The 14,436-nt window shown below is 29.4% G+C and carries 20 protein-coding genes; 5 read left to right on the plus strand and 15 right to left on the minus strand.

All coding sequences use genetic code 11. From position 1 onward, the window contains the following. The first annotated feature begins 2 nt into the window (after window positions 1–2). From ABNT61_RS17805 to ABNT61_RS17820, 4 genes are read left to right on the plus strand one after another with little or no spacing between them, the layout of a single operon-like run. Window positions 3–521: an SRPBCC family protein gene (locus ABNT61_RS17805; RefSeq protein WP_348744207.1), complete on the plus strand. Its 519-nt coding sequence runs from the start codon at window positions 3–5 to the stop codon at window positions 519–521. Window positions 522–528: 7 nt separating this feature from the next. After that, window positions 529–1,566, plus strand: a complete 1,038-nt coding sequence (locus tag ABNT61_RS17810; protein WP_412766946.1) for an o-succinylbenzoate synthase — start codon at window positions 529–531, stop codon at window positions 1,564–1,566. A gap of 2 nt (window positions 1,567–1,568) precedes the next feature. Then, window positions 1,569–2,507 carry a CPBP family intramembrane glutamic endopeptidase gene (locus ABNT61_RS17815; protein ID WP_348744209.1) on the plus strand — a complete coding sequence of 313 codons (939 nt, stop codon included), beginning with the start codon at window positions 1,569–1,571 and terminating at the stop codon, window positions 2,505–2,507. Window positions 2,508–2,516: 9 nt separating this feature from the next. Beyond that, entirely contained in the window at window positions 2,517–3,578 is a 1,062-nt protein-coding gene (locus ABNT61_RS17820; protein WP_348744210.1) for an AMP-binding protein, read from the plus strand. A gap of 10 nt (window positions 3,579–3,588) precedes the next feature. On the opposite strand, the gene ABNT61_RS17825 is transcribed toward ABNT61_RS17820, so the two are convergent. Together ABNT61_RS17825 and ABNT61_RS17830 are read right to left on the minus strand one after the other, a co-directional pair. Further along, entirely contained in the window at window positions 3,589–4,188 is a 600-nt protein-coding gene (locus ABNT61_RS17825) for a hypothetical protein (protein WP_348713482.1), read from the minus strand. Window positions 4,189–4,320: 132 nt separating this feature from the next. After that, window positions 4,321–5,541, minus strand: a complete 1,221-nt coding sequence (locus tag ABNT61_RS17830) for a cysteine dioxygenase family protein (RefSeq protein WP_348744211.1) — start codon at window positions 5,539–5,541, stop codon at window positions 4,321–4,323. A gap of 266 nt (window positions 5,542–5,807) precedes the next feature. Between ABNT61_RS17830 and ABNT61_RS17835 the strand changes: the two genes are divergently transcribed. After that, window positions 5,808–7,871, plus strand: coding sequence for a vWA domain-containing protein (locus ABNT61_RS17835; protein ID WP_348744212.1), 2,064 nt, complete (start codon window positions 5,808–5,810; stop codon window positions 7,869–7,871). Between the two features lie 79 nt (window positions 7,872–7,950). Here the strand turns inward: ABNT61_RS17835 and ABNT61_RS17840 are convergent, their stop codons facing one another. The 13 genes from ABNT61_RS17840 to ABNT61_RS17900 all read right to left on the minus strand — a co-directional run bounded on the left by ABNT61_RS17840 (window position 7,951) and on the right by ABNT61_RS17900 (window position 14,385). After that, window positions 7,951–8,493 (minus strand): hypothetical protein, encoded by a 543-nt coding sequence (locus ABNT61_RS17840; RefSeq protein WP_348744213.1) that lies wholly within the window; start codon window positions 8,491–8,493, stop codon window positions 7,951–7,953. 154 nt (window positions 8,494–8,647) lie between these two features. Then, entirely contained in the window at window positions 8,648–8,980 is a 333-nt protein-coding gene (locus ABNT61_RS17845; protein WP_348744214.1) for a hypothetical protein, read from the minus strand. A gap of 183 nt (window positions 8,981–9,163) precedes the next feature. Continuing rightward, window positions 9,164–9,547, minus strand: a complete 384-nt coding sequence (locus ABNT61_RS17850; protein WP_348744215.1) for a hypothetical protein — start codon at window positions 9,545–9,547, stop codon at window positions 9,164–9,166. Window positions 9,548–9,578: 31 nt separating this feature from the next. After that, the gene (locus ABNT61_RS17855) at window positions 9,579–9,944 is read right to left on the minus strand and encodes a hypothetical protein (RefSeq protein ID WP_348744216.1); all 366 of its coding nucleotides are present in this window, start codon (window positions 9,942–9,944) and stop codon (window positions 9,579–9,581) included. 17 nt (window positions 9,945–9,961) lie between these two features. After that, window positions 9,962–10,117, minus strand: a complete 156-nt coding sequence (locus ABNT61_RS17860) for a hypothetical protein (RefSeq protein WP_348744217.1) — start codon at window positions 10,115–10,117, stop codon at window positions 9,962–9,964. Further along, window positions 10,110–10,364, minus strand: a complete 255-nt coding sequence (locus ABNT61_RS17865; protein WP_348744218.1) for a hypothetical protein — start codon at window positions 10,362–10,364, stop codon at window positions 10,110–10,112. The genes ABNT61_RS17860 and ABNT61_RS17865 overlap by 8 nt, the downstream gene beginning before the upstream one ends. Window positions 10,365–10,382: 18 nt before the next feature. After that, the gene (locus ABNT61_RS17870) at window positions 10,383–11,108 is read right to left on the minus strand and encodes a DUF6794 domain-containing protein (RefSeq protein ID WP_348744219.1); all 726 of its coding nucleotides are present in this window, start codon (window positions 11,106–11,108) and stop codon (window positions 10,383–10,385) included. A 16-nt stretch (window positions 11,109–11,124) separates the two neighbouring features. Further along, window positions 11,125–11,433 (minus strand): hypothetical protein, encoded by a 309-nt coding sequence (locus ABNT61_RS17875; protein WP_348744220.1) that lies wholly within the window; start codon window positions 11,431–11,433, stop codon window positions 11,125–11,127. Beyond that, a complete protein-coding gene (locus tag ABNT61_RS17880) occupies window positions 11,423–11,803 on the minus strand; it encodes a hypothetical protein (protein WP_348744221.1) in 381 nt (126 codons plus the stop codon). The genes ABNT61_RS17875 and ABNT61_RS17880 overlap by 11 nt, the downstream gene beginning before the upstream one ends. A 146-nt stretch (window positions 11,804–11,949) precedes the next feature. Next, complete coding sequence (locus tag ABNT61_RS17885) at window positions 11,950–12,504, minus strand: hypothetical protein (protein WP_348744222.1); 555 nt, start codon at window positions 12,502–12,504, stop codon at window positions 11,950–11,952. A gap of 71 nt (window positions 12,505–12,575) precedes the next feature. Next, window positions 12,576–13,547, minus strand: a complete 972-nt coding sequence (locus tag ABNT61_RS17890; RefSeq protein WP_348744223.1) for a thioredoxin family protein — start codon at window positions 13,545–13,547, stop codon at window positions 12,576–12,578. A 63-nt stretch (window positions 13,548–13,610) separates the two neighbouring features. Next, the gene (locus tag ABNT61_RS17895) at window positions 13,611–14,057 is read right to left on the minus strand and encodes a hypothetical protein (protein ID WP_348744224.1); all 447 of its coding nucleotides are present in this window, start codon (window positions 14,055–14,057) and stop codon (window positions 13,611–13,613) included. Further along, window positions 14,044–14,385, minus strand: coding sequence for a hypothetical protein (locus ABNT61_RS17900; protein WP_348744225.1), 342 nt, complete (start codon window positions 14,383–14,385; stop codon window positions 14,044–14,046). Before ABNT61_RS17900 ends, ABNT61_RS17895 begins: the two co-directional genes overlap by 14 nt. Window positions 14,386–14,436: the final 51 nt, after the last annotated feature.

A 14,436-nucleotide genomic window follows, 5' to 3' on the forward strand; every position in this document is an offset into this window, starting at 1 on the left:
GAATGAAGAGAATCAAAATTATATTAGGAATCATAATAGCCTTTGCGGTTATTTTCTTGTCAACGGGATTAATTTTTAAAGAAACAGCTTACACAACACAGGTTGAAGTTCATAAACCATTAGCTGAAGTGTTTTCAGTTTTTAATGACAGTTCAAAAATCAACAACTGGATTCCAGAGTTAAAATCAATTGAACCAATTGATGTAAAACCAGAGAAAACGGGTAGTACGTACAAAATGGTTGTGAGTGATCCAAAGGGACAAGAAATTACATTAAGGGAAAAGATTATGGCTTTTGTTCCGAATGAAAAAGTTACCCTGTTTTTTAATACAGATGTAATGTTTAAAAAAGATGATTACACTTTTAATTTTAATAATGGAGTAACTACTATTACGAATAATTCTATTTGTAGAGGTAACTCATATTTGTTCAGTTGTGTTCTTCCATATTTTAAATCTAAAATAAAAGAACAAGATCAAGAGCATCTAAATAATTTCAAATCATTCATAGAGAAAAATTAAAAGATTGATAAAGGCAAAATTCTACAAGTACGTTTTAAATTTTAAACAACCTAGCGGAACTTCAAGAGGAGTTTTAAGAACTAAAGAAACTTACTTTTTAGTATTAAGTAAGGACGGAAACGAAGGTGTTGGAGAATGTGGATTGTTTAGAGGTTTGAGTATTGATGATACACCAGATTATGAAGAGAAGTTGAACTGGGTATGTGAAAACATTAACTTAGATTTAAAGGAGTTACTTCAGGAAACTATTGAGTATCCTTCAATTCAGTTTGGTTTAGAACAAGCATTTTTATCATTAAAGAGTTCGAATAAATTCGAATTATATCCTTCTGATTTTACGAAAAATCAAAATCCAATTTCAATAAATGGATTGATCTGGATGGGAGATAAGCAATTCATGAAAACCCAAATTCAGGATAAAATTGAACAAGGATTTTCATGTATAAAAATGAAAATCGGAGCTATTGACTTTGAGGAGGAATTGCGATTATTAGAATTTATCAGATCACAATTTTCTGAGAAAGATATAGAATTAAGAGTTGATGCTAATGGCGCTTTTTCTCCGGATACTGCACTGGAAAAGTTAGAAAAATTGTCTAAGTATAAATTACATTCTATAGAACAACCAATTAAACAAGGTCAATGGAATGAAATGGCTAAACTCTGCGAAACTACACCGCTTCCCATTGCTTTAGATGAGGAATTAATTGGTGTTTTTCATAAGACTAAAAAAGAAGAGTTAATAGAAGCAATACAACCACAATATATTATTTTAAAACCAAGCCTAGTTGGAGGAATTGGTGGAAGTAATGAATGGATAGAGATTTCTGAAAATAATAATATTGGTTGGTGGATTACATCTGCTCTTGAGAGTAATATTGGTTTAAATGCCATTGCACAGTGGACTTATACGTTAAAAAGTAACATGCCACAAGGTTTGGGAACTGGAGGATTATTTACAAATAATTTTGATAGCCCTCTTTATGTGGAACGAGGAAGTTTGGTGTATGATCCAAAACTCAATTGGGAATTTAATTTAAGTTAAAAATGAACTACATACAACAAGCATATAAAGGCGATTTAGGATTTTGGAAGTATACCGTTATTCCAGTTTTATTTATTGGAATGGTTGTGCTCAATATGATTGCTATTGAAATGTTTGATATCGATCAAGGTCAAGTAATCAGAGATGAAATAGCAAAAAAAGGAGAAAATTTAATGCTGATTGAATCGTTAGCAACCTTTGTCGTTTTTCTTGCTGTGTTATTATTGTGGGTTAAATTTATTCATAGACAATCCTTAACATCACTAACAACTTCAAGGAGTAAGATAGATTGGAAACGTATTTGGTTCGCTTTTTTTGTCTGGGGTGGAATTACAGCCGCTTATGTTTTTGTAGGCTATTTAATTGATCCAGATGCGCTTCAATGGAATTTTAAACCGAATAAGTTTTTAGGTTTATTAGTAATTGGTGTTTTAATGATTCCGTTACAAACAAGTTTTGAGGAATATTTATTCAGAGGATATCTATTACAAGGAATGGGAGCAAAGCTTAAAAATAGAATGATTCCATTGATTGTTACTTCGGTAATTTTCGGACTTTTACATTTTGCAAATCCAGAAGTTGGTAAATTTGGAAATGTTGTAATGCTTTATTACATAGGGACTGGATTGTTTTTAGGTATTATTACGCTATTAGATGAAGGATTGGAATTGGCTTTAGGATTTCATGCTGCTAATAATTTGATAGGTGCTTTATTGGTAACAGCAGATTGGACAGCCTTCCAAACGAATTCAATATTTAAAGATCTTTCTGAACCAAATGTGTATATAAATATTTTAATTCCAGTATTCATATTCTATCCTTTGTTATTGTTGCTTTTTGCTAAAAAGTATTCTTGGAATAATTGGAAAGAGAAGATAATGGGTAAAGTAGAAAGACCAACTGATATAGATCCAATTAATGAAATAGAAGGTATCGTTTAAAATCTATAAATGGATTTCATAAAAACACATCCTCGTTTTAAATTAAACGGAAATAATTTCCAAACGAAGCATGAGCTTTTAGAATATGCGGATCAATTTTCGTCTTCTGTAAAAGCTTTTTTAGAAGATTGGTTTAATGATGATGCTTTTGTAATAGTTCAAACTTCCGGATCAACGGGAAAGCCGAAACCAATCAAACTACAAAAAGATCATATGATAAACTCTGCTAAAGCAACGGGAGAGTTTTTTAGTTTAAAAGAAAATACCACAGCGTTACTCTGTATGTCTTCGGAGTACATCGCAGGAAAAATGATGTTGGTTAGAGCAATGGTTTTAGGTTGGAATATTGATGTTGTAGAGCCTGTATCTAATCCTTTGAAAGGAGTTGATAAAAATTACGATTTCTCGGCAATGGTTCCAATGCAGCTTCAAAATTCGTTGAAAGAACTGCATAAAGTAAAAAGTTTAATTGTTGGTGGAGGTGTAGTTTCAGAAACATTAAAACAACAAATTTCAGACGTTCAGACTAAAGTGTATGCCACATATGGAATGACGGAAACTATTACTCATATAGCAGTTAAAAAATTAAATCACTTTAATACAGTTCCTGCTTTTTATAAGATTTTACCAAATGTAGATATCAGTGTAGATTCTAGAGGATGCTTAATTATAAACGCTTCGAAAGTTGCTAAGGACCTTGTGGTAACTAATGATGTGGTACAATTAGTTTCTGAAAATGAGTTTGAATGGTTGGGTAGATACGATAACGTGATTAATTCTGGAGGAATTAAATTACATCCTGAGAAAATTGAACATAAACTATCAAAGGTAATTCAGAATCGATTTTTTGTAGCAGGAATTACTGATGAATTGTTAGGAGAGAAGTTAGTCTTAATCATTGAGGATAAAGAAGGTGAAATTAACGTTGAGAAGTTGTTAAATGTTATTTCTAAAAATAAGGATGTAACTAAGTATGAAATTCCTAAAGAAGTTTTTTTTGTTGAGGAATTTATAGAAACGGAAACAAAAAAAATCCAACGTTCGAAAACATTGGATTTAATTATTAAATAATCTTTAACGATTACCTGTCTACATCTAAAAACTCTTTAGTGTCAAACATTTTCTGGTAATCACTCAAAGAAATTCCGTACACTTCTTCAGTGTAATTAGAAGCTTTATCAATTTTATATAACTTGCTCTGTCTTTCTATTTCATAAGTGTTTTGAGCAAAATAAACTGAGTCATTTTCTACACGAGTTATTTTTAAAGTAGAATAAAAGTCTGATGGTTTATATTCAACTATATCTCCAGCTTGTGGCGCTTTAATATATTCTATAACATCTTTTTCGTGCTGGTTCACCGAGTAAATTCCAAAAGCAATTACGGCTAATAAAATTAAAGAACCAATCCAATAGGTGATTGGTGTTTTTGTATCTCTATGAACGTTATCATACTTTAATCGTAAATGATCATCCATTTGTTTAGGCTCTAAAGTAACTTTACAGTTATCGCATTCGGCAACACCTTTTTTGGGTAGTGGGAAAACAGGTATCCAATACAAATAGGCATATCTTCCGAAAATACTTACTGTGTAAGTTGTTTGTTGTTCGCAGTGAGCACACTTTGTCACGCTAACTTTTTCGCTCTTTAAATGAGCGCCTTTAGTTCCATAAAAAATCATGATTATCTTTTTTGTTAGTTTTTCTTTCTCGTAAATCTAAAAAAAAAATGTCACTTATTCTTTTTGGGGTTAAGTATAACTAAAACAAGATGTTATTAGTAGTAAAAATAACTACGTAATGTTAATACATATCTAGTTTTGATATGCTAAAAGAGGTTGAGTCACATGTTGATTTTTATTATTCCATTCTTCTTTTATAATGTTTTTAAATACTAAATAATCAGCATCACTATTCGGGGTGAACTGTTCAATATTTGTGTTTTCTAAATAATCAAAATACTCGTAATGTTTTGTGTTTGCTTCTCCATACATATAACATTGAATGGTAATACAAGATGGTCCGCCTATATTTTTATTATGTAACTGATGAATTTGGTTATATCTAGGACTAATCCATGTGATCTCATCTTTTCTAAATGTTGCAGATTTAAAAGGTGTTTTATGATATTCTGATAACATAGGGAATAAAGAAACGTTTATTTCTCCGTGTAGAACTCTAATTACGGCATTGGCATCACCATGATTGTGAATTGGAGAATAATGATTTGGCGGCCATATTTCAATAACATACGGTATTCCAGGAGAATCACCTTGATTCGCTCCTAAAGTAATTCTTAAGTAGGTTTCATCAGGATTTTCCTCTCCGAATTCATCAGCTTTTTCCTTTAATGTTTCATAACACCAGCATCCAGGAGTTTTAATACTATATTCAATGGCATCAGTAAAATCAGGAAAGTCTGAAGTATTTAACTTAAAGTTTTTACCTGAGATGTTATTATATAATTTTTGACAGCTTTCGGTTAAATCTGTAGGAACAACATAATTATTTAAAGCAATGTCTTCAATAGTTATTTCATCCGTTGAAATAATTTTTAAAGAAGGATCATATACTATCGGATCTCTATATAGTGTCACAGGTTCCGTATTGTCAGATGGTTCAATAGTATCAATATTATGAACCCATTTTAAGTTGGTTTCAAATTCAAATTGAGTTAAATCATTTCTAACTTCTCCAATTCCGAATTTAAAAACTCCATTTAGTCCATTTAAACTTACCCAGTATGTAGCGTCTATATCTTGATCAAGAATAACCTGATTAGATTCAGTCAGTAATTCTTTTTTACCATCAATTACACTAAATAATTGAGAGTTGTGCTTGTTAATTGAGAACAATAAAGCGTTTTCCTTTGCAACGAGTTTAATTTCGAATCCGTCGGAATTAGTTGTTTTTAAGGCAAAAGTTCCTTGGCCAATAACAATTAACTTGATGTTGTTTGAATTGGAACGATCCTGACTTTTATTAAATGTTAATAGTTGTGGCGATCTTAAAAAAGATTCATTTGCATGTGACATGGGATGTTATTTTAGTTAGTAAATTTTCTAATAAATTTAAAAGACTATATAAAGAGAATAAGAACAATAACCTTAAGCGTAACAAATTTGAGTATAGGTGATTTAGGTTATGAGATGTTTAAATAGAATTGTAAGATTTGAATATTTCAGTTTCACTTTAACTCATTCTACAATAGAGTTTACTGAAAGAATAATTCCGTTAACTAATTCCCGATTTCCTAAAAACATATATATCAATAGTTTTATCATCAATAAACTAATAGACTATGATAAAAAAAATGGTATTCGTATTACTGATAAGTAGCTTATCGTTAATACAAGCGCAACAAAAAACAATTACGGGAATAGTTTCAGATGAAAGTGGTCCGTTACCAGGAGTACAAGTTTTAGTAAAAGGAACTACTAACGGAGCAGAAACCGATTTTGATGGTAAATATGTTATAAAGGCTTCTAACACAGATATTTTGGTGTTTTTCTTTGTAGGGATGAAAACCGAAGAACGAAAAGTTGGAAGTAAAAAAACAATTGATGTCTTATTAAAACCTGATGATAATGTTTTGGATGAAGTTGTAGTTACGGCATATGGATCAACTAAAAAATCAGCGTATACTACATCCAGTAGTTTTGTTTCTCGACCTAGGAAAGTGAATAAACTTCATCAGAAAATAGCAAGTCAACTGCAAAGTGTAAAAGGAGTTGGAACAGGAAAGCCTAATACAAAAGTTAATATGTACAATGCAAAAGATCCGTTGTATATCGTAGATGGAAAACCTGTTAATCCACAATACAACTTTGTGGTTAAAGATTTAGACAAAAAAGAAATTGAAAGTGTAAATGTGTACAAGCCATATAAGGCAAAACAATTGTTTGGAAAATCAGCGAAGAATGGATGTATTGTTATTACAACTAAAAGAGGAAGCTATCAAGTAGAAAATCAAGATGCGTATGCTGCAATTCAAGAAAATCAATTTGAACATGTGTCTGCTTCTCCATTATCTACCTTTTCTATTGATGTTGATAAAGCATCGTATAGTAATATCAGAAGAATGATTAATAATGGTCAAGAAATAGCTGCTGATGCTGTTAAGATTGAAGAAATGATTAATTATTTTGATTATGATTATCCTCAACCTCAAGGAAAAGATCCTTTTTCTATCAATACAGAAGTAGTAAAAACACCATGGAATTCAGATACAAAATTGGTAAAGATTGGGTTACAAGGGAAAACCTACGAAAATGAAGATTTACCGCCTTCAAATCTGACCTTTTTAATTGATGTTTCTGGATCAATGAGTTCAAGTAACAAATTACCACTATTAAAAAAGGCATTTAAGTTACTAGTAAATCAATTAAGACAAGAAGATCGAGTTTCAATTGTAGTTTATGCTGGAGCGGCTGGAGTTGTATTAAAGCCAACTTCGGGAAGCAATAAAGAAAAGATTTTAGCAGCTTTAGATAATTTGGAAGCTGGTGGTTCTACGGCAGGAGGAGAAGGAATTGAATTGGCTTATAAATTGGCTCAAAAGAATTTTAGAAAAAGAGGAAATAATAGAGTGATTTTAGCAACTGATGGAGATTTTAATGTTGGAAGAACTTCAAATAAAGCTATGGAAGAGTTAATTGAAGAAAAACGAAAATCAGGAGTGTTTTTATCGGTTTTAGGATTTGGATACGGAAACTATAAAGATGATAAATTAGAAATTTTAGCAGATAAAGGAAATGGAAATCATGCTTATATTGATACTATGCAAGAAGCTCAAAAAGTATTCGTAAAAGAGTTTGGAGGAACATTACATACTATTGCTAAAGATGTGAAAATTCAAGTAGAATTTAATCCTGAAAAAGTACAAGCATATCGTTTAATTGGATATGAAAATAGAATGTTAAATGCCGAAGATTTTATTGATGATACAAAAGATGCGGGAGAGTTAGGAAGTGGACATACGGTAACTGCTTTGTATGAAGTAATTCCAGTAGGAGTTAAGAGTGAGTTTTTAAGTGAAGTGTACGATTTGAAGTATACGAAAAAGACAAAGTCGAGTTATGATGATGAATTACTAACAGTAAAATTCAGATATAAAAAGCCGGATGGTAAAAAGAGTATAGAAATGGTAAGCGTTGTTAAAGATCAGATTACTATTCCAAGTACAGATATGAATTTTGCATCGTCGGTTGCTTTGTTTGGAATGCAATTAAGAAATTCAAAATTTAAAAATACAGGAACTTTAGAAGATGTAGTTGAATTAGCTTTAAAAGGAAAGGGAATTGATAAAGATGGATATCGAAGTGAGTTTGTTCGGTTAGTTAGGGCTTACAATGATGTCAATTAAATGAAAAGCACCGTTTTAAACGGTGCTTTTTTATTTTGTACATGTTTGCCATTTCTAATTCCAATTAGAACTTCATAACTTATTTCGGAATTTTAATTGTAACTCTATTACTTTCCAAGTTTAGGTCTGATAGTTTTTCAAATTGCTTGATGCTAGCACTATCATTATCATAAACTCTTTTTAAGTAATTGATGTATTCTTCGTTTGACGAATCAAACTGATAGGATACTTGGAAATCTATAGATTTTCCACTGATCTCTTCACAAGCTCCTGAAAAAGCTTCTTTGTAGGTAAAGCTTTTTTTAGTATTTGCTTTAATTTCAATAATATGAGTCAAAGGTTTTACTTCCGTTTCACTGATTTCACATTGTTCTATATTTGGAAAGGTTTGAGTATTAAAAAATTCAGGAGTTCCATGTGTTCCATCATTTGGAATGATAATAAAAATTGATTTATCCGAATTATTTTTTAATTGTAAATCTAAATCCAGACTTCCGTATTTATAGGAGTATGAAGTGATAGATAGTTCAAGAGTATTAGTATCTTTTCCTTTTTGAGCGTTTAAAGTTGAGGTAAAACTAAACATAAAAAATGCTAGTACACAAAGCAGTGTTTTTTTCATAGTGTTTTAATTTTTAAAATTTGATTTAATCTTTGAGATAAACTGATAGCTACAGATTTTCTCAGGCTGGCAAATTTGATAAAACAATTTGAATTAGTAAAAGATTGGAGGTAAGTTTTTATGTAAAAAGAGGTGAATAATAGAGATGAAGATTTTATTGCAATTCAAGATCTCCTATTTCTAAGGTTTTATAATTGTCCAAGTTTGGATTTCTTAAATCATTTAAGTGTTTCTCTTCTATCCATATTCCCTCCAAGAAAATAAGATTTAGATATTCATCTTCATTTTTTTGATTTGTTATATTTAGATAATCTTTTTCAAATGGAATATAATCGAAATCAAATACATTGCAAGAATTCAATTTAGTTATAATCTCAGTTTTTAATGTTTGAATTAAGCCATTTTCAGAAGAAGAAGGGAAATAATCTATTTCTATTGTATTAGAATTATTTGTACTAATAATTCTTTCCAACGTCCATTTATACAATTTTCTGTTTTTATTCTTTCGAGAGTTTTTGTTGTGCGTAATTCTCTTTATAGAAATTAGTTTTAATTCTTTGATTGCAGAACGTTTTTTAATTAATGATTGTGTTTTTATGTTTTACCTTTTCTAAGATAATTAATAAGATTTTAGGTAGGGAAGTTAGTAATAATTGATTATACATTTACTTCAACTATTGCGTTTTTGCTCTATATCAATATCTTTAATTAGCATGTATTTGTATTGTTTTACTATTTTTTCTGTCAATTCTATTTGATCTGATTCAAGAATCATCTCTATCATTAAATTTTTAAAGCCTTCACTCCACTTAAGTTTTTCTTTTCTAATGTATAAATCAATTTGATAAGACCATCCTAAAGCTTTTCCATTAATGCCATGTTTTTTTGTTATAAAATCGTTTAAGGATTTAGTCCATAAGGGACCATCAAGCTTTCCTATATCAACGCCGTGCACAAAAGAAACAATGTTTTCTTTGTTGATATTTACGATATACATATTCATTCTGTATAGAAAATGTATCATTCTTTCAATTTCAATTTCAATTTCTTTCATTTTTATAGATTAGGATTCTATTTAGTTTCATTTAATAACAAAGCAGAATGAAATTTTCATTTTCTTTAAATTTTTGCATAAAATTCTCTTCAAAAGATTTTAGATGTTCTTTGTCAATGCAATCTCTTAGCTTTAATAATTGGTCAAAAGAGAAAATAAAGTCATCAGTTTTGAATAACTTAAAAAATTTTGAGGTTACTCCTTTTCGTTGGTAAGCAATATCTAAGGTATGATATCCTATTTCAAATTCAACTTCACCATTTTCCAATTCAATTTTACGAGTTGATAAGAACTTCGAAAAATAAGCTCTTAATTCAGGGTTTTCTTTATCGGTTAACCAATCGTATTTTGACTTTGGTTCTGGTACAATTTTTATTAAGTAAATATCTAATCCCATTCAATTTTTCAAATTAACTATAATGTTTTGTTGATGAATTTATTTGGAGAAATGTCCAGTTCTAAATCATACTTGAATTCAGGTTTTAAATCATTTTTTACAAATTCTTTTGCGAACTTGATTGAAGCATAACTTGCTCCAAGTAGTAAGAATAAGAAATTAGGTTTATTCATTAATTATTTTTTCTAATTCGAATTTAAAATCTTCCCACTCATTAAATGTCTTGTCGGGTATCGTGTTAAAATCAATTTCTTCTGTTACTTTACTTATACCAAATTTGTAATCAAATAATTGTATACAATAAAATCCATTATTTATCCAAATGTCTATTATATAAGCGTTAGAATCAAAAGAATGAATTTCATATCGAATATTTTTATTTTCGATTAGATCAGATATTTCTTCAATGTGTTGTTTCATCTAATGTTACACGTAGGTTTATTCTATTCTCCAAAAGGTCGAAAGCGTAAAATTGAATTCATCTCCAATATTTACTTCTTCCATCATGATTTTAGTTTCTGGATGATTCTTATTTAAAATTTTAACTTTAAAAAACACATTTGTATCACTGTTAATATTATACTTATCAGTAATTACTCCCCTTATAAAAAGGTCTTTTGATTCATTAAATATCCACTCTAAAGTTCCGTTTGAGCAAGGATAATCTATAACGCTATTATTCTCGCCAACAGGCATTTTTATGCTTAAAGTGTCTCCAGTTTTATATTTGTTATAAAGCTTAACTGCTTTTAATTTCATATTCTTTTGACATTCAATTATTGGTTTCCAATATTCCACATATTTATCGACTTGTGATTGTAATTCTATATCTTGATTATTTAAATATCTGTGATAAGAAGTCAGAATTATTGAGGACATATCATCGTAATGACGAATTCCGATGGAGTTGAAAAAATTGGTTAGATTTTTTGATTGTTCATTATGTCTCAAGAGATTATTTCTTAAGTGCATTCCAATACCAAAGTGATATTTTCTAGGTGTGGTAGAATCATTTTCTGTAATATTCTTAAAAATTTCAATTTCTTTCTTCTCCCAATTTTTATCAAGATATTCAAATGAGTATTTCAGCTCTTTTGGAATCCTTTCTTGAGCTTTACAACAAATAATAGAAATAAAAATAAATATAAAAAGTAGGTTTTTCATAAACAGTTTAGTTGTTTCATTCAGTTAACATTCTTTTGTTTCCACAAGCTGCACATAATTTAGCTTTGGGAGTTCTGTATGGTTTTCCGCATTTTTCACAGTCAGGTCCAATTTGTTCAAGTGAGTGATGCATAATTGCATTCGGTTCAGTTTCTTTAAATCCAGTTAGGTTATTATAGTAATCTAATAATTCTTTAAATCTTTCTTGTCTGTCTTTTTTCAGTACTCGAAAACCTTTTTGATATAGTGCAGAGGCAATTTCGAATTCTTCCTTATTGAGCATAGGAACTTCCATTTTACACCTCCAACAGTTTTTAATCTCCATTTAATAAACCTTTGTTTTCATCAGAATCAGGACTGAAGAATTTGAATTCATTTGTCTGTCCAATTTCAATCGCAATTCTACCACAATTTTCACATTCAAAAATTACCTGAGTTTTATCTATTATATTAAGTGAATCGTGAATCATTGAAGATTCTTTTAGATTCGTTGGATATGAAGGAACATCAAAGTTGTTTTTAATCCATTCTAATCTTTTTCCGTTTTTAATTGCTGTTAGTAAAGAGTCTATGTTATTAGTCAAGTTGTCTGAAACTTCATCAACATAAATATCTGGCAAAATATACCCTTTGTATTTAAGATTGTCGGTCTGATCTACAATTATATGTCCGCACTTGCACTTTAGTTTCCCCATTAACTTTTTCTAGTTTGTCACATTGTATTTGTGTGTGTTCTTTTCCTTTGTTGTTGAAAGATAATTTATAAGATTGAATTTCTTCTGAGGTCCCGAAACTTCGTAACAAACGTAATTAACTATAGGTTTTGTAAGCTTTTGTTTTTTTACTTAACAATTTTTTCGATCTCAGATATCTTATCATCAAACTTGGTTTTATCAAATTCCTCTATCTCTTTTTTTAATCCATGTTCTTGGCAAAATTCTAATAAACTATCATTCATTTTCTGGGAAGTTTCAAGACCTGATTGTATAAAAACAAACATTTCTCTTAACAACTTTGTGTTATTACTTAAATTTTGCATACTAGTTTCAATTATGGGTTTGAAAAATTTTGTTAATCCATTTTCGCAGAATTTTATATAAGATAGCCCTTCTTTCTGTAAGTCAATTTTAGAATCTATATTTTCTAAATCTTCAATTAATTTTCTACAAGCTTTGATAGTTATATAGGATTTATCATAAAGATCTTTTAATTCATTTGTATTGTCAATCCCTTTCAATTTTTTCTCATTAATTGCGCGAATCATTTTATTAACGCAAGAAGAACTTCTTTTTATTGATAATTCGATTGTTTTTTTTACATTTTCTATTTTTTCTTTTTGCTCTACATTAGAGCAATTTATAAATACTAGAAAAGATAATAATATGGTATTTTTCATATTCAAATTAGATACAACTCTGAATTAAAGGCAAAGGAAGTATTAATTGTAGTCAATTTTATTGTAAGTAGTTATTCAATAAATTTAGTAAAAGTATCTAAATCTGAATATCCTTGACTTTTTATAATTTCTCCGTTTCCATCTATGATCACAAAGTAAGGTTGAATTCCTGATTTAAATTTAGTTATTTGTAATTCATAGTTTTTTCTACCTACCGTTTTTATAAGTTTGCCTTTTCTCGATGTAACCCATTTCTTTTCAGGTAGAGGTTTATTATCATCAACATAAACACTAACAAAATTGAAGTCGGTTTTTAACTTATCAATTATTTGTTTTTGTGATAATACCCTTTGTTCCATTTTAACTGCATTTACACAAGCGTAACCTGTGAAATATAGTAAAATTGGTTTTTTATTTGTTTTACTTTTTTCTAAAATCTTTTCATAATCTATTTCACCATAGTTTTCAAAAATTTTGTCCTGATTGTATTCAACAGGTTGAAACTCTATATTGTTTTTTGGGGTATTGTTGGTCTCAATTCTTTCGAGTATTTGTTTATAGGTTTGGTCTTTATCAGAGCTGTTTTTTAATTCATTGAATAGTTTCTCGATATATTTTTCTGGTATTTCTAACTTTTTAAGTGTTAGTTTATCCGATTCCCAATTTTTAATATGAGCCTTTTTTTTAGTGAAACCAATTAATGTTTTATATCTAGGCTTGATGTTTTTTTGATAATTTTCTGTTTCTGTAATTAATAATAGTTTATCTAATATTGTTTGGTATGTATAAGGTTCGGTATTTTCCTTAGCCAATATGTCCATCATAATACTAGTCATAATAGGACTATTATTAAATATTTCTAAATCTGTTTTATCTAACCCGCACCTTTCAAGTGAATTCAGTTTTTGAGCAAATGTTAATAAGCTTTCTTTATCATTAGGGGTTATTTGAACTTTCTCATTCAGAATTTCAGTATTACAATCATCCTGACAAAAAATGAGTTGAGTAGATAAGAGTATTGTTATTAAGAGTAGTTTTTTCATTCTTTTAATTTGTTCTAATGCGCAGTATAAAATTGGAACATTTCGATGAGAGGCTGTTATTTATTATGCAGTTTTAGTTGGTTGACTAGATTTATAATTATTGTCTTTTAGTTTCAATCGCAATCTCGTAATTCCTTTTAATATTTCATTGCGGTTCTTTTTATTTTTAATCCATTGAGGAAGTCGACTAGCTAAACTTTTATTGATGTTTGGAATCCGTTCTCTTAAATCAGATTCGACATATCTTTCAAGAAAATCTAAATGCTCTAGGTTTATTGCCCATAGAGTATTTCCGCAACAAGGTGTTTTTAGAAAAATTTCCATGTCCACTGTTAAAGGAGCGAGTTTAGAGGAAGAATCCATAGGTTTTAATTCTTTATTGTAACCACAATGAGTACAAGTGACTTTCAAGTTTGAAAAATCAACTGGTTTAGTACATTTTGGACATGTAACAATTCTATAATTATAAAAATGACTTAATAGTTCTCCTTTATCATCAAATTTTTTCATAGCTATCCAATAATTGACTTAACCAATATAAATCTAGAATGTCTGGTTCAATTTGATGTCTTTTACCATAATTGTCAATAAATGTTACCTGAGATGTACCTACAATAATATCTTCACCAATATGGAGACTGAAATCAGGATCCGCAATTAACTCTTTAGCATAAAACCAACTATCTCCATCAGTTGTTAAGGATAAACCTATAGGGTTTTCATCTCTTGGATACGTAACATCAAGTAATTCTGGGAATTTTGCTCCTTTTTTTACGAGGTTTTCAAATTCTATCCAAAGTTCCTCTCTTAAGGATATGTATTTATTAAAATATTTCATTTTTCAATTGTAGCTAACTATTTGTGTATGATTTTTTGTGGGCAAAGTACA

This window comes from Tenacibaculum sp. 190524A05c (assembly GCF_964036595.1).
Classification (GTDB): domain Bacteria; phylum Bacteroidota; class Bacteroidia; order Flavobacteriales; family Flavobacteriaceae; genus Polaribacter; species Polaribacter platacis.